Source organism: Chitinophaga sp. CF118 (assembly GCF_900112615.1).
Taxonomy (GTDB): domain Bacteria; phylum Bacteroidota; class Bacteroidia; order Chitinophagales; family Chitinophagaceae; genus Chitinophaga.
Genome location: NZ_FOMK01000011.1, coordinates 75,139 through 92,962 on the forward strand (window position 1 = coordinate 75,139; position 17,824 = coordinate 92,962).

At 42.8% G+C, this 17,824-nt stretch carries 19 protein-coding genes; 13 read left to right on the forward strand and 6 right to left on the reverse strand.

Annotated features, from left to right (window positions below):
• Positions 1 to 57: 57 nt before the first annotated feature.
• The 3 genes from BM176_RS27850 to BM176_RS27860 all read right to left on the reverse strand — a co-directional run bounded on the left by BM176_RS27850 (position 58) and on the right by BM176_RS27860 (position 1,878).
• Positions 58 to 360 (reverse strand): YtxH domain-containing protein, encoded by a 303-nt coding sequence (locus BM176_RS27850; protein ID WP_090107680.1) that lies wholly within the window; start codon positions 358 to 360, stop codon positions 58 to 60.
• Between the two features lie 117 nt (positions 361 to 477).
• Positions 478 to 1,200, reverse strand: coding sequence for an SRPBCC family protein (locus BM176_RS27855; RefSeq protein WP_090107681.1), 723 nt, complete (start codon positions 1,198 to 1,200; stop codon positions 478 to 480).
• A 42-nt stretch (positions 1,201 to 1,242) separates the two neighbouring features.
• The gene (locus BM176_RS27860; RefSeq protein ID WP_090107682.1) at positions 1,243 to 1,878 is read right to left on the reverse strand and encodes a tetratricopeptide repeat protein; all 636 of its coding nucleotides are present in this window, start codon (positions 1,876 to 1,878) and stop codon (positions 1,243 to 1,245) included.
• A 97-nt stretch (positions 1,879 to 1,975) separates the two neighbouring features.
• Between BM176_RS27860 and BM176_RS27865 the strand changes: the two genes are divergently transcribed.
• Positions 1,976 to 2,830, forward strand: coding sequence for a 3-keto-disaccharide hydrolase (locus BM176_RS27865; protein ID WP_090107683.1), 855 nt, complete (start codon positions 1,976 to 1,978; stop codon positions 2,828 to 2,830).
• Between the two features lie 50 nt (positions 2,831 to 2,880).
• Here the strand turns inward: BM176_RS27865 and BM176_RS32285 are convergent, their stop codons facing one another.
• Both BM176_RS32285 and BM176_RS27870 read right to left on the reverse strand, forming a co-directional pair.
• Complete coding sequence (locus tag BM176_RS32285) at positions 2,881 to 3,060, reverse strand: hypothetical protein (protein WP_143097944.1); 180 nt, start codon at positions 3,058 to 3,060, stop codon at positions 2,881 to 2,883.
• Between the two features lie 48 nt (positions 3,061 to 3,108).
• Complete coding sequence (locus BM176_RS27870) at positions 3,109 to 3,822, reverse strand: Crp/Fnr family transcriptional regulator (RefSeq protein ID WP_090107684.1); 714 nt, start codon at positions 3,820 to 3,822, stop codon at positions 3,109 to 3,111.
• Between the two features lie 98 nt (positions 3,823 to 3,920).
• On the opposite strand from BM176_RS27870, the gene BM176_RS27875 reads away from it, so the two are divergent.
• The 5 genes from BM176_RS27875 (at position 3,921) to BM176_RS27895 (ending at position 9,100) form a co-directional block, all read left to right on the forward strand.
• Positions 3,921 to 4,325: a glycine cleavage system protein H gene (locus tag BM176_RS27875; protein ID WP_090107685.1), complete on the forward strand. Its 405-nt coding sequence runs from the start codon at positions 3,921 to 3,923 to the stop codon at positions 4,323 to 4,325.
• A gap of 4 nt (positions 4,326 to 4,329) precedes the next feature.
• Positions 4,330 to 4,926 (forward strand): class I SAM-dependent methyltransferase, encoded by a 597-nt coding sequence (locus tag BM176_RS27880; protein ID WP_090107686.1) that lies wholly within the window; start codon positions 4,330 to 4,332, stop codon positions 4,924 to 4,926.
• Positions 4,927 to 5,180: 254 nt separating this feature from the next.
• Complete coding sequence (locus BM176_RS27885) at positions 5,181 to 6,629, forward strand: 3-keto-disaccharide hydrolase (protein WP_090107687.1); 1,449 nt, start codon at positions 5,181 to 5,183, stop codon at positions 6,627 to 6,629.
• A 17-nt stretch (positions 6,630 to 6,646) separates the two neighbouring features.
• Complete coding sequence (locus BM176_RS27890) at positions 6,647 to 8,611, forward strand: hypothetical protein (protein ID WP_090107688.1); 1,965 nt, start codon at positions 6,647 to 6,649, stop codon at positions 8,609 to 8,611.
• A gap of 114 nt (positions 8,612 to 8,725) precedes the next feature.
• Entirely contained in the window at positions 8,726 to 9,100 is a 375-nt protein-coding gene (locus BM176_RS27895; protein ID WP_090107689.1) for a hypothetical protein, read from the forward strand.
• 43 nt (positions 9,101 to 9,143) lie between these two features.
• Here the strand turns inward: BM176_RS27895 and dcd are convergent, their stop codons facing one another.
• Complete coding sequence (gene dcd, locus BM176_RS27900) at positions 9,144 to 9,680, reverse strand: dCTP deaminase (RefSeq protein ID WP_090107690.1); 537 nt, start codon at positions 9,678 to 9,680, stop codon at positions 9,144 to 9,146.
• 83 nt (positions 9,681 to 9,763) lie between these two features.
• Between dcd and BM176_RS27905 the strand changes: the two genes are divergently transcribed.
• From BM176_RS27905 to lpdA, 7 genes are all read left to right on the forward strand, one after another.
• Positions 9,764 to 10,378, forward strand: coding sequence for a 4'-phosphopantetheinyl transferase family protein (locus BM176_RS27905; protein ID WP_090107691.1), 615 nt, complete (start codon positions 9,764 to 9,766; stop codon positions 10,376 to 10,378).
• Positions 10,379 to 10,427: 49 nt separating this feature from the next.
• Entirely contained in the window at positions 10,428 to 10,937 is a 510-nt protein-coding gene (locus tag BM176_RS27910) for a shikimate kinase (protein WP_090107692.1), read from the forward strand.
• A complete protein-coding gene (locus BM176_RS27915; protein WP_090107693.1) occupies positions 10,930 to 11,319 on the forward strand; it encodes a DUF423 domain-containing protein in 390 nt (129 codons plus the stop codon). Before BM176_RS27910 ends, BM176_RS27915 begins: the two co-directional genes overlap by 8 nt.
• A 20-nt stretch (positions 11,320 to 11,339) precedes the next feature.
• The gene (locus BM176_RS27920; protein ID WP_177230569.1) at positions 11,340 to 12,752 is read left to right on the forward strand and encodes an alpha/beta hydrolase family protein; all 1,413 of its coding nucleotides are present in this window, start codon (positions 11,340 to 11,342) and stop codon (positions 12,750 to 12,752) included.
• A 154-nt stretch (positions 12,753 to 12,906) separates the two neighbouring features.
• Positions 12,907 to 15,474, forward strand: coding sequence for an FtsK/SpoIIIE family DNA translocase (locus BM176_RS27925; protein ID WP_090107695.1), 2,568 nt, complete (start codon positions 12,907 to 12,909; stop codon positions 15,472 to 15,474).
• Between the two features lie 87 nt (positions 15,475 to 15,561).
• Positions 15,562 to 16,230, forward strand: coding sequence for an outer membrane lipoprotein periplasmic chaperone LolA1 (locus BM176_RS27930; RefSeq protein WP_090107696.1), 669 nt, complete (start codon positions 15,562 to 15,564; stop codon positions 16,228 to 16,230).
• 140 nt (positions 16,231 to 16,370) lie between these two features.
• Complete coding sequence (lpdA, locus tag BM176_RS27935; RefSeq protein ID WP_090107697.1) at positions 16,371 to 17,777, forward strand: dihydrolipoyl dehydrogenase; 1,407 nt, start codon at positions 16,371 to 16,373, stop codon at positions 17,775 to 17,777.
• The last annotated feature ends 47 nt before the right edge of the window (positions 17,778 to 17,824 follow it).

A 17,824-nucleotide genomic window follows, 5' to 3' on the forward strand; every position in this document is an offset into this window, starting at 1 on the left:
TTACCGCCTCTTTTTATTCCAGCCTGGCAATCTGTTATTAATTAACCAGAAAATTGATCAACTTGTAACTTCTTTTTTAAACTTACCATAAGATTCCAGGCTCTCATCAATCAACGTCAGTATGCGCTCCCGAACATCATTTTTTAAACCGCTTGCTTCGTTTTCAAAAATATATTTCAACTCACTTAATCCATCTGAACCTTTCCCTAATATTTTATTAATGTTGCCCTGAAACCGGTGTGCACCCCTCTTAATCTTTCTTCTTGTTTCTTCTCCACTATCCGGTGCCGTAAGAATACCTATTGCCAATCCGGTTGCAACACCTGCCAGTGCTCCATATAATATTTTTGCCGTGCTCATAAGTAATGTTTTTTAAGGTTATACAAAAAGTAATGATCCATATGGATCTCTAATGTTTTCCAAATATTAGGCCAGAATAGCCTTTACTTTAAGGCCGGTATGATCGGGCTGCCCATATTAAATAGTAATTACACCTGTTTCCACAAAGTGTTTGAAGCTTAAAATATCCTTCTGAACCATTCTTTCAAAAGTACTGTTCAGTAGCCATGCCAGCCCTGTACCAACGTATCCCGCAGGAGGACGGTAAGTGATATTCACTTCTATTTCAGTACCACCGCCAAAAGCTTCCCTGAAGTTAACACGACCGGCTGTTACTATTTCAGAACCAGAAGCAGAACGCCATCCTATTAGTCTACCGGGTTCATCTTTGACAATTTCAGCATTCCATTCCACACTACCTATCCCTGAGGGACCAATTACTACCCAATGGGAATTATTGTTATCCAGTTGCTCCACGGAGGCCAGATGTTTCATAAAGAGGGGCAGGTTTTCCAGGTCTCTCCAGAAACTGTATATTTCATTCCTTGTTTTGTTAATTACCAGTTTTTTGCGGATGTTAATAGCCCTGGAGTGAGAATCTCCGGCTTTTTTACCTGCTGCGGCAGAAATCGGACAATTACCGGAAATACCCCTGTATAAGAGATAACCGCCCGTCACAAGCCTGAATAAGCTGCTGAAAGGATGTTTGTTGATGTTATTAATAGCAGAAGTGGTTAACATAGCTCCGCTTACTATTGATGCAATACGCCCCGGTTTGCTCACATTAAGGAGGTCAGAATTTTCATATAGCGCGGTAGCGCGGGGTTCGTCGTAGCCATTGATGCCATTATATGTACTCATAACATGTTTGTTTATAAATGTTCGTGTATAAAAATGCACAGTTTATTTGTACTCTTTAGCTAACTGTTGGCAGATGTCATTGCCCCAGTGTGGATCCAGCGGTGTTTTGGGCTTAAAAGCAGCAAAACGTTGCGTCGTTTCCTGTACAATAGGTTCAGCCCTTTTCTTACCACCACCAAAAACAGTTGGAGTATAAAAAATTACAAGTGCTTTAATCAGGTAAGCCCTGGGATTAGAACTGTCTGCTGCTATGGCTTTATCGGCATAACTGCGGCTTTCGGATCCCAGCATTATTCCCCTCGCCTTACTTGCATTAATTCTTGCAGAGAGCCAGTAGGCCATCAGTGTCAGGGTTTCTGTGTTTTCCGGTTGTAACTGCAATGCTTTCTTTACATATGGTTCTGCATTTTCTGTTAGTGATTCTGCCTGTTCCTGCAACTGGAAAGAAGGCTGTGTGTATGCCCATCCTGTATAATACTGTAATAACCATTCATTTGGGTAGGTTTTGGTAAGGTCTTCCAGTTTGGCAATACTTTGCTTCCAGATACCAAAATTCTTTGATGTATCCAGTTTATGCAGTTCCGTTCTAAGCGATTGCTGCCAGTTGGATGTTATATCCTGGGCAATTGAAGTAAATCCAGTCAGGGTAGCTATCAAAAAAGTAATAAGTATTCTCATGATTGTAGCATTAAGGTTACATCAGTTAAATGTTCCCAATTACATGCCAACTATCTCAGATACAAACGCTATCTTAAAGCCATAAAACTTTAGACGTATGAAAAAACTCTTCACCTGCGTTTTTCTCCTGGCAGCGCTAACTGGCATGGCACAGGAAAAGAAAATCAAGGCACAGGAAACAAAAACCAAAGGCTGGATTCAGTTATTTAATGGCAAAGACCTGAAGAACTGGGATATCAAAATCAAAGGGCATGATCTCAATGATAATTTTGCCAATACTTTCCGCGTAGAGAACGGGTTGTTGAAAGTAAGATACGATGGGTATAAAAATTTTGATGAAAAATACGGACACATCTTTTATAAACAAAAGTTCTCTGCATACCTCATTGTAGTAGAGTATCGTTTTGTGGGCGAGCAGGTGCCGGGTGGTCCCGGATGGGCTATCCGAAATAACGGAATCATGTTGCATGGCCAATCTGCTGCCAGTATGGGGAAAGACCAGGATTTTCCTATTTCCCTGGAAGAACAATTGTTAGGTGGGAATGGCAAAGATGAACGGCCTACAGGTAATCTCTGTACTCCCGGAACTAACGTAGTGATTAATGGTAAACTGATCACAGAGCATTGTATTACTTCTACCTCAAAAACATATCATGGCGACCAGTGGGTAAAAGCATCTGCGCTTGTATTAGGCGATTCCGTGATTAAACATATTGTGTTTAAAGATACCGTACTGGTATATGAAAAGCCTCAGGTAGGCGGAGGCAGTGTTTCCAATGCAGACCCTTCTCTGCTGCAGGATGGACGGCTGCTAAAGGAAGGCACCATTTCACTGCAGAGTGAAAGTCATCCTACAGACTTCCGGAAAGTAGCACTGTTTGATCTTTCTCCTTACATGAAGGATCCTGTGAAACTGAATGCTATCCTAAAGAAATTACAGGCAGAAAAATAACTTTTTAGTGGCTGACAACTTTTTAGTCAGCCACTAAAAAACGGATTTCTTCAGTAATTTAACCCAACTACTGGTCTTTGAAAAGAAGAATCCGGAATATTAAGCTGAACAGCACCATGTGGCGGCCTGTGTGGTCTGGGTGGGCGTGGAGGACCATGACGGGGAGGTACACAATTAGCTCCTAATAACAGCATTCCGAGTAACACAGGCAAAAATCTGACTTGTATCATGTTGCTTGTTTTTAACATGACTATATAAACAAAGCCTGTGCCGCTAAATTATTTACTCCCGTAGTTCGAGATTTCTATCAGCTTTTTCACATCCTCTACAAAAATCTTCCGCCCATGAGTATGCAGAATTCCTGATAATTTGAATTCTTTCAGGAATCTTACTACATTTTCTTTCGCGGTACCTACCATATTGGCCAGGTCACTCCGGGAAATATTGATGGTGATGTCTTCCCCTTCCAGTGTTTCTTCCTTAAATTTCTCTCTTAATACAATCAGCATAATAGCCAGTCGTTCCCGGACAGAGCGCTGGGCGAAAACGGAAATACTATTTGTGAGTACTGCAAATTCATGGCTCAGATTCTTTAACAACCTTTGAGAAAGTACTTTAGAAATTTCAAGTGTTTCGAGAAAATCTTCTTTGGGGATAAAAGCGATCACACTTTCTTCTATAGTAGCTGCAGAGTCCGGATATCTTTCCTCTGAAAGAATTGCATGATATCCGAGCAATTCTCCTGTATTTGCGACGTAAACAATATGCTCTTTGTTCTCATGATCTACCTTATATTTCTTTACTTTGCCTTTTTTTATAAAAAAAATGCCTGATGGTACAGCCCCTTCTCTGAAAAGAACATCTCCTTTTTCGTATCGTTGTTCTGTCATATTGGCGCATAAATGCTCAAATTCTTCGGCAGGAAGCCCGTTTAATACCGATTCTGACTTAAAATTCCACTTATCGATAGGGAAAAGCCCGGTTAAACTCATATTATAATTAATTTATTAGCGAACAGAATTGATATATATCAATTATTAGATTGACAGGTTTCAACGCATAGTTGCCAGACTAAAGTTACCTTTGCAGAATGAATATGTCAACTATTTCCAGACCACGCATCCATTTTACCAAAGATCATGAGTGGATCGACTTTAATGGTACTGTTGGTTTTATCGGTCTTTCGGCCTTTAAATTAGCAGGAGTAAAAAAGATTGATAGTATTAAATGGTTCAATAACAAGGGGTCCATCGAAAAGGGTACCTTGATTGCAAACCTTTATTCAGGGAGTGAGATTATCCCGGTGAATGCTCCGGTGAAATGCAAATTTCTCGGACCTAACATCAGATTGAACGGTAATCTGGATTTAATTCTGGAAAGCCCGCAGGACCGTGGATGGATATTTTTTATCACTCCTTCAAAATTTCAGGATAGAGAAGGTCTTCTCCAACCAGAAGATTATCAGAAATTAATTCGTGTTCCGGTAGCCGGCTAAAAGCATGCATAGAAATTTACCAGTACCCACTATCTACAACACGGATGCTGCATTTGACTGGTTGTATCCGGAAAGGATACAACTTTTGTCAAGGCGGCACTGGACACCGCTGGGAGTTGCCCGTAAAGCAGCCCATTTCCTCTCTCATGGAGGAAATAGAAAGATCCTGGACATCGGTAGTGGAGTGGGTAAATTTTGCCTTGTAGGGGCTATTTATTATCCTGATTCCACATTCTATGGCGTAGAACAGCGACAGGAATTATATCATCATGCCCTGGCCGCAAAAAAAGTGATCAAGGTAGAGAATGCTGTATTCATTCACGGGAACTTTACTAAACTGGACCTGGATGAATACGACAACTTTTATTTTTATAACTCCTTTTTTGAGAATCTTGATAAAGGAGATCGCATAGATCATGAGATCGAATATTCATCCAGCCTGTATGTATACTACTCACGTTACCTCTACAGAGCACTGGAAAATCGCCCCAGCGGTACCCGGCTTGTTACCTTTCACAGCCTGGGAGATGAAGTACCCAGCAGCTATCAGCTGGTAGATGCTTCTGAAGACTTCCTTTATAAAAGTTATATCAAACGATAATCTCACCTCTTTAACATCATTGTGATCCTGATAATATGAACGCCTGTACGTAATAAGAAGGCTGTCCCCTATAACCATGTGCAGATCAGGCTTTGCATTAACATTTCATTTAAGATTCATGCAGGATTTTTAATTTCCGTTCATCAATTCTTCAATACATATACTTGTGCCGCGAATAAACAATTTATATATTAGCATCGCGTCAAAAGGGTCTCAACTTTTCATTTTTCTTTTGGCTTAATTTATTTAACGTTATGGTACTTAGATCGAAAAATCATGCAAGCCGGTCTTTGACGGGCTTCCTATGCTTCTGCAGTATAGGAATGGCTATTGTCAATCCCGCTGCAGGTCAATCCGGCGCAGTTCCCCTGCAGGACCTTTCCTCATTTCATGATCCCGGAAAGAGCTGGAGCATTACAGGCGATGCCGCCGCACAATTAGACAAACCTCATATTTTAGAAGGAGGTAGTGGTACAGGTGTATTACTGAATATGCCGGATAAGAAACATCCCGGCCAGGATCTCTTTTCCAATGTTGAATATGGAGATATGGATCTTGAACTGGATTATATGATGGCTCCCGGTGCCAATTCTGGTGTTTATCTACAAGGCAGATATGAAATACAACTGCTGGATAGCTGGAGCACAACAGTGCCTAAATCCGGTGACAATGGTGGTATCTACGAACGTTGGGATGATGCCCGTCCTGCCGGCCAGCAAGGATATGACGGACATGCACCCCGTTATAATGTGAGCCGTGCACCAGGTTTGTGGCAACACCTGAAAGTTTCTTTCCAGGCACCACGTTTTGATGCCAGTGGCAAGAAAATAACTAATGCAAGAATGCTGCGAATAGACCTGAATGGTGTAACTATTCATGAAGATGTGGAATTGATGGGACCTACCCGCGGTTCTGCCAGTGAGGAAAAAGCAACAGGTCCTTTACGGTTACAGGGAGATCATGGTGCTGTTGCCTTCCGCAATATCACTATCAACAAAACAAATCAATCCAATAAGCAACAAGGTAATAATAACCGTGGCGATGAAACAGATCCTATCCTCGTAGATGCGTCTGTGAATACAATCCTGCGCAGCTTCATGGATGTACCAGGTACACGCATTGTACATGCTGTTTCTGTGGGTAGTCCTGAACAGGTGCATTATACTTACGACATGGATAGAGGAATGCTGGCACAGGTATGGCGTGGCGGATTCCTGGATGCTACACCTATGTGGCACGACAGAGGCAACGGATGTTCCCGCCCGCGTGGTGCAGTACAATACCTCGGCAAGCCCGCTTTCACATTATCAAAACTGGCCTCTCCACAGGCTGCCTGGTTAACAGATACCACTGGTACGGGGTACCGTCCTAAAGGATATGTACTGGATGATAAAGACCGTCCTACTTTCAAATACTTCTTGTATGGCGCTGCTGTTACAGATGCTGTTCGTGTATTATCTGAAGGACATGGCGTGCATCGCGAATTGACAGTTGCTACTCCGGTGGATGGACTGTATGCTAAGCTGGCACAAGGTCGTACGATTGAATCGCTTTCAAAGGATCTGTATATTATTGATGGAAAATCTTATTATCTGCAACTTGAAGATGCCGGTGGTGAAAATCCCCTGATCCGCGATGCAGATGGACTGAAAGAACTGATCATACCAGTACACAGTAAACTGAGTTATTCCATCCTTTTCTAATCTTTTGATTCTTGCACATGAAAAATATTTATAAAGCACTCTTTAAAAGGGCCACGTTGTACTCGCTGTTGCTCACAGCAGCAACAGGCGTTACCACTGCGCTGCATGCCCAGGAAACGCCGAAGGAAGAAGATTTCTTTAAGATCATGAAGGTAACCTCACCGGAAGGTACCCTGCTGGAAGTAGGCGGACTAACGGTGCTGCCTAATGGTAATCTGGCAATTTCTACCCGTCGCGGTGATGTGTGGGTGGTAGAGAATCCAACCAGCCGTAAACCTTACTTCAGAAAATTCGCTTCCGGTCTGCACGAAATATTAGGCCTGGAATGGAAAAACGATGCGTTGTATTGCGCACAGCGAGGTGAACTTACCAGACTGGCAGATACCAACATGGATGGTAAGGCAGATGTGTATGAAACAATTTATGCATGGCCGCTCTCCGGACACTATCACGAATATAGCTTTGGTCCTAAGATAGCACCGGATGGTTCTTTCTTTGTATCCGCCAACGTTGCCTTCGGTAACGAAGAGTGGTGGCGTGGTGAAAGCCGCGTGCCATGGCGTGGATGGATGATGCACATCTGGGAAGATGGCCGGATGGAACCCTATGCAACCGGCTTCCGCTCTCCCTGTGGTATCAGTATGCTGAACGGAGAATTGTTTTATACAGAGAATCAGGGAGACTGGGTAGGTTCCGGTGGTATCTGGAAAGTAGATAAAGGCGACTTTATCGGTCATCCTGCCGGCTTACGCTGGTCAGAGCTGCCCAATTCCCCGGTAAAACTTTCAGATAAAACTTTCCATTCCCTGGTGAATGATCGTCGGGAGAAAGGTGTTGATGGTCATTATCTCAAACCTGAAAATATTGTGAACGAGCAGTTCGTAACGTTGTCAGATGTTAAGAAGAAGATCCCTTCCCTGCGTTTACCGGCAGTTATCCTGCCACACGGTATTCAGGGTATTTCTAACGCGGAAGCAATCATGATTCCTGAAGGCAGTTTTGGCCCTTTTGCGGGGCAAACACTGATAGGAGACCAGGGACAGAGTAAGATCATGCGTGTGATATTGGAAAAGGTAGAAGGAGAGTATCAGGGTGTATCTTTTGATTTCCGTGAAGGCTTCCAGTCTGGCGTATTGCGCATGGTATTTTCTAAAGACGGTTCTACGTTGTTTGTAGGAGAAACCAATCGTGGATGGGGTTCTGCCGGTGAAGCCAATGAAGGTTTGCAACGCCTGGTATGGAATGAAAAGATGCCGTTTGAAATGCGTAATATAAAAGCAATGCCAGACGGTTTCGAAATTGAATTTACATTACCTGTTGACAAGAAATCTGCAAGTGATCTTGCTTCTTATGCTGTAGAAAGTTTCACGTATAAATATCACTCTGTGTATGGCAGTCCTCCGGTAAATACAGCTAAATGCCCGGTAAAAGGCGTGCTGGTTTCTGAAGACGGATTGAAAGCCCGCATCATTGTAGATAGCCTGCGATTGGATTATATTCATAATATCACACTCGAAGGCGTACGTGAAAAGGATCATTCTTATTCACTGATACATCCTACAGGATATTATACGCTGCATCATATTCCACAGGGCAATAAGCTGGCACTGAGTCAGACCAGCACTTACAATTCTTCTAAAGTAAAATCAGGACCGGCACCGGTTCCTGAAGTAAAGACGGGTCCTGCAAAAGTTGCTGCCCCTGTTAAACCGGCAGTAGCGAAAGCACCTGCTTACGAAGATGTAAAGCCTTTACTGGCAAAGTATACGTGTCTGGCTTGTCATAACGCTAAAAAGCGCCAGGTAGGTCCTTCTTATGCGGATGTGGCGAAACGTCGCTATACCAGTGAGCAGATCCTGAAGTTGCTGGCAAATCCAAAGCCACAGAACTGGCCGGAGTATGCAACTGAAATGCCTCCTATGCCACAGGTGCCTCGTAATGATGCGCTGAAAATAGCTGCATGGATTAATTCTTTAAGATAAATTTGAGGTAGATATACATCAAAGATTAAAAATCATAACCCAGTTATAAAACCTTTATTTACAACTGGGTTATGATTTTTAGATATTCTTGAAATAAACTAATAGACGACAGGGATGAGAATTTTTGGTATCATTTTAATTTTATTAGGAGGTTTTTTAGCATATAATTTATACGAATCCTCTTTACCTGTACTATACGGAACAAAAGTAAAAGCAGAAATTGTAAATGTAGAGTCTATTAAAAGTAGAAAACTTGGATATTTGGATTATCCTGTTTTTCAGTTTGAATACAAGAATAAAACAGTAAAAATTACAGATAAAAGCAGGGATATCGAGAAGAAATACATGAACACTTATTCCTATATTTATTACAATGAGGAATATGGTTTACATCGGGGTTTTACGGCTATTGAATTTACTTTTTCTTTTATTGCTATTGCTCTTATTTTTTTTGGACTAATTACCTTAAAATATAAAAACAAAATTTGAAAAGGGCGTCTCAATTATTTTTGAGACGCCCTTTTCATTTATTTTAAAACTTATTCTTCCACATCATACTCTCCACTGGTTTCACCGTCCTGCCATTATATTTGGCATTACTCTTATTATTATAAAGCGTTTCCACTTCACCTTCTACCACAAAGTAGATCAGTTGTCCAATAGGCATACCTGCGTATACACGTACCGGCTGTGCGCAGGATATTTCCAGTGTCCAGGTATTGCAGAAGCCTACATCACCTTTACCGGCAGTTGCATGAATATCGATACCCAGGCGGCCTGTGCTTGATTTCCCTTCCAGGAAAGGTACATGTGCATGTGTTTCAGTATATTCCTCTGTTACACCAAGGTATAATGTACCCGGTTGCAGCACAAATCCTTCTTCCGGAATTTCAAAATGTTCAATCTCATTATGTTCGCGGGCATCCAGGATTCTATCTTTGTAGGTAGCCAGGTATTTGCCCAGGTGTACGTCGTAAGAATTTGTACCTAGATACTTCCGGTCATAAGGAGCGATGACGATAGTTCCTTTTTCAATTTCCTCCAATATCCGTTTGTCTGACAGGATCATAGATCGGGTAAGTTAGTATTAGTTGTTTAATAGTTGCAACCAGCATTGGCAGTGTCCCGCTTTTTGCTTTAATTTGGCAAGATATGCCATTAATACGTACCATACAAATCAATCCCCATAGTAGGTTGGGAGTGTGGAAGATCACAGAGGATGAGGCTTTTTTTATGGAAAAGGTCAATATTTCAACTGCCATTCATCATCCGCACAAGCGTCTGCAGCATTTTGCTGGTCGTTATCTGCTGGTAGAACTGTTTCCGGAATTCCCGATAGTGGATATCCTGATCATGGATAGTCGTAAGCCTTACCTGGCTTGCGGTACTTTCCATTTTTCAATCTCACATTGCGGGGATTATGTAGCGGCGATAGTGAGCACAGAAGCGGCGGTAGGGATTGATATAGAGGAAGTAAAGCTAAAAATTGAGAAGGTATCACATAAATTCCTTTCTCCAGAAGAGAGGGCTTTTATTGATCCTGTCCATTCTCTGCCACACAAAACGATCTGCTGGAGCGCCAAAGAAGCTGTTTTTAAATGGTATGGACTGGGAAGCGTTGATTTTAAAGAGAATATGACGATAGAACCATTTACCTTTCAGTCCACTGGCATGCTTACCTGCAATTTTAACAAAGCAGATAAAAATGCACGGCTATATTTGCAATATTTGCTGGAAAATGATTTGTGTTTAACTTGGACGGCCTAATGTGTGCAAATGCTACATCCATTATTAGTTAATTTTAAAATCAGATATTTTGAAAATCTTTTTACTCGGTTTCATGGGAGCCGGCAAATCCTACTGGGGAAAACAGCTGGCAGAACACTTAGAGTTGCCATTTTACGATCTCGATGATGTGATCGTAGAGGCTGAATCTATGTCTATCAGCGATATCTTTGCCAACAAAGGGGAAGACTATTTCCGTGCAAAAGAAGGGTTCTGGCTAAGGGAACTCTCTGAATCCGATGATTTTGTGATCTCCTGCGGCGGTGGTGTACCCTGCTTCCAGGATAACATGGATATCATGAATGCAAGAGGGACTACCATCTGGCTCAATCCAGAGTTACCGGTAATTGTAGAGCGACTGAAACGCAAAAAGTCCAAACGCCCGCTCATCCAGGATCTGCCGGATGAGGAACTGCTGGCTTTTGTGGAAAAGAAACTGGCAGAAAGGGAATCTTTCTACCAACAGGCACAAATCACCATTGCGGAATCTGACACCATTACTTTAGACACATTCACTCAAAGACTCAATAATAATGCATAAAGGCTTTCTTGTATGGGCTTCCGCGTTGGGGGCATTGGCGGTAACACTAGGTGCATTTGGTGCACATAAATTAAAAGAACTTGTACCACCGGAAACGGTGAGCACCTTTCAGACAGGGGTTACCTACCAGTTTTATCACGTATTTGCCCTGCTGGCCATTGCCATATTATATGCACAGTTTCCCGGTTCCCTGTTACAATGGGCGGGACGTTGTTTCATTATAGGAGTTATATTATTCTCCGGTTCCCTTTACCTGTTAACAATATTGAAAGCTACCGGCAATGTCGGCTTAAGAGGAGTAGGAATTATTACCCCCTTTGGCGGGTTGTTCTTTATTGCAGGCTGGGTATGCCTGTTGCTATCTGTACTGAAGAAAGCATAGAACTTAAATTACAGGGAATTATGTTTAGATATATGGTCATTACCTGCCTGGTCCTTTGCCTGGCAGGATCTGCATTTTCACAGGCACTCCATGATGCAACAGGTAACTGGTATGGGTTCTTCAGAACTCCACAGGGTAACAGGCAGCGTTTACAATTGATGTTTGAAAGGCAGGGAGCCATCCTGAAAGGGAAGATGAAAAGCCCGGATGTGACCGAAGATCTGATCGATATAGACTCCGTATATGCGACAGATGACAGCTTAAAGTTCGTTATAAAAAAAATCAGCCTTGTATATACCGGTGGTTGGAACGTCCGCACCGGACGTTATGAAGGCTACTTCGAACAACTGGGTAACCGGGCCGAACTGAATTTTTCCAGAAGGGAAATCAAGGAAGGGGAACTGCCTGTAGAACATCCTCAGGAACCTCTGCCGCCATTTGCCTATGATGTGGAAGAAGTGAAATTCGTTAATACTAAAGATAAGGTACTGTTAACAGGCACCTTTACCAAACCCGGTATAAAAGGTACTTTCCCGGCAATCATCATGATCTCCGGAGAAGGACCGCAGGATAGGGATGGGGAACGGTTTGGCCACAAACCGTTTGCTGTAATTGCAGATTACTTTGCTAAACATGGAATGGCTGTATTGCGTTTTGATGATCGCGGCACAGGCACCAGCACCGGCAATTACGATTCTTCAGATATCTATAATTTTGCAGAAGATGTGCGTGCTGCTGTGAGTTTTCTCCGGCAGCGGAAGGATGTGGATAGTAATGCTATTGGCTTGTTAGGCAATAGTATGGGTGGTGCAGTAGGACAAATAGTAGCCTCCGGAGACCATAAGATCGCATTCCTGATAACAATAGCAGCTCCTGGTATAAATGGCCGGGATATTTATCTGACCAGGGCTTTACAGGCGGGGATCTCTGCCGGTGAAAAGGACGCAGATGTCCGGAAATATATAGATCCGATTAAAGCTTATCTGAATATACTGGTAACCGAAAAAGATACGGTAGTCCGGAAGGCAAAGGCATATGCCAGCCTAACAAATCTTTTCAGGCAGACTGGTGATTCAACGAAGGAAATCCCAGACTGGCTTCTTGATGCCAGTTATAAGGCCGACACCCGGAAAGAGGTGTTAAGCGCCTTGTTATACGACCCTGCCGTTTATCTCGCTAAAATTAAGTGTCCGGTACTGGCCATGAACGGAGATAAGGACATAGAAGTAAATGCTTCACAAAACCTGAAAGGGATAGAAAGCGGACTGGTAAAGGGTGGAAATGAAACAGTTACACTCCGTACCTTCCCGGGGCTCAATCACCTTTTTCAACGATGCAATTCCTGTACCCTGGAAGAGTATGGTTCCCTGGATGAAACAATAAATCCTGTTGTATTGGAGTTTATGACCAGGTGGATCCAGTTGTTATATTAAATGGATGAAAGAGAATGATGTATAAAATCTGACTTCGTGGGGGGACGTTTGCTGGTAGCAATGTAGTTTTGGGTCTGTCACACTCAATATCCACAACACCAAAATAAATTCTTAATATGTCAGCCGGCAGCCTTAATTTTGGATCGCTATAATTATGTCTAGGAATAAACTGAAAACTGAGAAACCGGAAAGCAAGAAACCTCGTGGAGATGACCCCAATGTACTGAAACAGGAGAAAGAAGCTGAGGTAAAAGTAAAGGAGCTGGTCAAAGATGAGCGCACCCACAAGGTCATGGGTGTAATATACCTGTTATTGTCACTCTACTGTTTTATTGCTTTCACCTCTTACCTGTTCACCTGGGAAGATGATCAGGATAAAGTTTTCCGCTATGCTTCCAGCGTACTATTCATGGATGATTTGAAAGTGGAGAACCTGCTGGGTCGTTTGGGAGCTTTTGTTTCACACTGGTTCATTTACGGTGGATTTGGTGTGGCCGCTTATCTTTTCTGCTATCTCTTTTTTATACTGGGAGTAAACTTTATCGTAGGCCGCCGGGTATTCCGGATATGGCGTAATATTAAATACATCCTTTTTGGCCTGCTGTTTATCAGTACGGCTGCAGCCTTCGTTACAGGAATGGCTGGTTTCCCCTGGGGAGGCGCACTGGGTGATGCAGTGAGCAAATGGATCACAGGCTTCCTGGGTACAGCAGGAGCCGCATTGCTACTTTTAGTAGCCGGATTTTCGTGGGTGATCTGGAAATACAATCTGGACTTTAAATGGTTGATGGAACGCAAGCCTAAGAAGATATTAGTGCCTGCTGGTGTGGCTGAAGCAGTAGTAGCTGTTGAAAATATTAAAGACGGGAAACGCAGAAATGGGTTGAAAGATAATGGGGTAGTGGTGATCCCTCCAGCAGCAGAAACGGATGAATTACCTGAAATGCAGCTGGTTGTAAAGAACGAAAAGATCACTGTGGTTCCTCCTGCATATGTACCACCGGTAGTAGATGAGGACGAAGAATTGGAAGAGGAGGAGGAAGAAGAGGAAGAAGTTGGACCATTATTATATATAGAAGAAACTGTTGAACAGACATCTTCCCGGAAAAAGAACCGTTTGCCGGAAGACGTGCCTTTTGAATTAAAACCTCCGGTGGAAGAAGCGGAAGATGATATTGCACCAGACGAACAACCGGCCACCGGTCCTGTACAACTGGATCCTTATGATCCTATCCTCGATCTAAGGGATTATAAATATCCTACGCTGGAACTTCTTGATAATCATGGTACAGAAAAGATCGTGCAGGATGTTACAGAACTTGAAAGGAACAAGAACCAGATCATTGATACGCTGAAAAACTATGATATTTCTATTCAGAAGATCAGTGCGACTGTCGGTCCTACAGTTACTTTATATGAGATAGTACCTGCAGCTGGTGTGCGTATTTCAAGGATTAAGAACCTGGAAGATGATATCGCACTCAGCCTTTCTGCGCTGGGCATCCGTATTATCGCCCCTATTCCCGGTAAAGGAACCATCGGTATAGAGGTGCCCAATGTGAAAAAAAGCATAGTATCCCTGAGAAACCTGCTTGCATCTGAAAAGTTCCAGCAAAGTACCATGGATCTGCCTATCGCTATTGGGAAAAAGATTGATAATGAGAACTTTATAGCAGATCTGGCCAAAATGCCGCACTTGTTGATGGCAGGGGCTACCGGGCAAGGTAAATCTGTGGGTATCAATACTTTATTGGTATCCCTGTTGTATAAAAAACACCCGTCTCAACTCAAATTTGTACTGATAGATCCTAAAAAAGTAGAGTTATCCCTGTACAAATTGATAGAGAAGCATTTCCTGGCTAAATTACCGGGTGAAGAGGATGCGATCATCACAGATATTAAAAAGGTGATCCATACTCTGAATGCATTGTGTATTGAAATGGATATCCGGTACGATCTTCTCAAAGAAGCAGGAACCCGTAATATCCGTGAGTATAATGTGAAATTCACCCAGCGCCGTCTGAACCCTGAAAAGGGACACCGTTATCTGCCATTTATTGTGTTGGTGATAGATGAGTTTGCAGATCTGATCATGACTGCCGGTAAGGAAGTGGAGATGCCGATTGCCCGTCTGGCCCAGCTGGCCCGTGCAATAGGTATTCATCTGATTATTGCCACGCAGCGTCCTTCTGTAAACATTATTACAGGTACCATCAAAGCGAACTTCCCGGCCCGTATAGCATTCAAGGTATCTTCCAAAATAGATTCCCGTACCATCCTGGATATTGGTGGTTCTGAGCAACTTATAGGGCAGGGGGATATGCTGGTTTCCTTTAATGGGGAACTGGTTCGTTTACAATGCGCGTTCGTAGATACACCGGAGGTGGAAAGGGTAGCTGAGTTCATAGGCAGGCAGCGTGGATATCCGGAAGCCTTCCTGCTGCCGGAATATGTGGATGATAAGGATATGGAAGGGAAAGAGATCAGCCTGCAGGACAGGGATACCCTGTTTGAAGAGGCCGCCAGGATCATTGTCCAGAACCAGCAGGGGTCTACCTCTTTGTTGCAGCGCCGTATGAAACTGGGCTATAACCGTGCCGGCCGGCTGATGGATCAGCTGGAAGCCGCAGGCATTGTAGGCCCTAACATGGGTAGCAAGGCCAGGGACGTACATGTGAAAACAGAATCCGACCTGGAGGAGATCCTGGATAGTTTAGGTTGATTACATCCTTTTGGCTTTATATTAACATTGCATAATCGTATCGGCATAACATTTGTCTTAAATAACTGTAAACAAAAAAGAACAACGATGAAGAAAATTATATTAGTGGCCATGTTGACTGGAAGTGTAGTAATGAATGGCATGGCACAAACCAGAGGATCCCTGGGAGCGAATGACCCTAAGGCTAAGTCTATCCTGGATAATGTAAGCAAGAGATTTTCAACATTAAAGTCTGTAGTAGCCAACTTTATACTAAAGGTAGAAGGTGCTAACAATAGCGTAACTGATACCAAGAAAGGAACAGTATACATGAAGGGTGCTAAATATAAAGTAACCCTGGACGGACAGGAGATTATCAGTGATAATAAAACCTCCTGGACATATGCAAAGGATGCTAATGAGGTAACAATTAATAATGTAGATCAGAATAGCTCAGCTTTAACACCTGCTAAACTGTTTACCAATTTTTACGATAAGGATTATCTGTACCGCTTGGATGGAGAGTCTAACGAAAAAGGTAAAGTGTTACAGAATATAGAAATGACTCCTACAGATAAATCAAAGAATATCTTTAAGGTAATGGTATCTATAGATAAGAAGAATCAGAGCATTTCCCGTATGAAAGTATTTGAAAAGAACGGGAATCACTACACTTACGAGATTACCAGCTTTACGCCTAACACAAATCTGACCGATGCTACCTTCACCTTCGATCCTAAAAAGTATCCTGGTGTGGAAGTAGTTGACCTCCGCTAAAATATTGACGAATCTTCCAAAAGAAGCCTGACCATCTGGTCGGGCTTTTTCTATATGTGTTATGTTCGCTCACTCACTACATTTGCACATTAGCACATTTTTTTACTACCTTTGGCAAGTTTAAATTAAAATTAAGCAATATGGCATACGACGTAATCGTAATTGGTAGTGGCCCTGGTGGATATGTGGCTGCTATTCGTGCTTCTCAGCTGGGATTTAAGACGGCAATAGTGGAAAGGGAGAGCCTGGGCGGTATTTGTTTGAACTGGGGTTGTATTCCCACTAAAGCATTACTGAAGTCTGCACAGATATTGGAATATATACAACATGCCAAAACTTATGGTATTAACGCTGGCGAAAGCAGTGCTGATTTTGATGCTGTAATAAAACGCAGCCGTGGTGTAGCTGATAAGATGAGCAAGGGTGTACAGTTCCTGATGAAGAAAAACAAGATTGATGTACTGATGGGTTCAGGTAAACTGAAATCCAAAGGACAGGTAGAGGTAACTGATAAGGATGGTAAGGTAGCTTTACATGAAGCGAAATCTATTATCCTGGCTACCGGTGCCCGTGCCCGTGAACTGCCTAACCTGAAAATAGACGGTAAAAAAGTGATTGGTTACCGCGAAGCAATGGTATTGCCTAAGCAGCCAAAATCTATGATCGTTGTAGGTTCTGGTGCAATTGGTGTTGAATTCGCGTACTTCTATGCTACCCTTGGTACTAAAGTAACAATCGTTGAATTCCTGCCGCGCATCGTTCCTGTAGAAGATGAAGATATCTCTAAAGAACTGGAAAAGATCTATAAGAAGAAAGGCATCGAAATAATGGTGAATGCTTCTGTAGAAAGCGTAGAAGGAAATGGCGACGGTGTTAAAGCGAAAGTAAAAACTGCTACCGGTGAAATTACCCTGGAAGCAGACGTTGTACTGAGCGCTGTAGGTATCGCTGCAAATATCGAAAACCTTGGACTGGAAGCTTTAGGTATCAAAACCGATAAAGGTAAAGTTCTGGTTGATAAATACTATCAAACAAATATTCCTGGCGTATACGCTATCGGTGATATGGTTCCTGGTCAGGCACTGGCACACGTTGCTTCTAAAGAAGCAATTGTTTGCGTGGAAGCTCTGGGATACAACGAAAAGAAATACGCACACAAGCCTGAACCTATTGATTACATGAACATTCCTGGTTGTACTTATTGTGCACCGGAAATAGCTTCTGTAGGATATACTGAAAAGGCTGCTAAAGAAGCTGGTTACGAAGTGAAAGTGGGTAAATTCCCATTCTCTGCTTCAGGAAAGGCTTCTGCTGCAGGTGCAACAGAAGGTTTTGTAAAAGTGATCTTCGACGCGAAATACGGCGAATGGTTAGGTACACACATGATAGGTGCGAATGTTACGGAAATCATTGCTCAGACAGTGACCGCCCGCAAACTGGAAACTACCTACCAGGAAGTACTGGACTCTATCCATCCGCACCCAACTATGAGCGAATCTGTAAAAGACGCCATAGAGGTAGCTTACGGAGAAGCCATCCACCTTTAATAGTTATTAGCTAGATATGAGAAGTCCCGGGCGTTTGTCTGGGACTT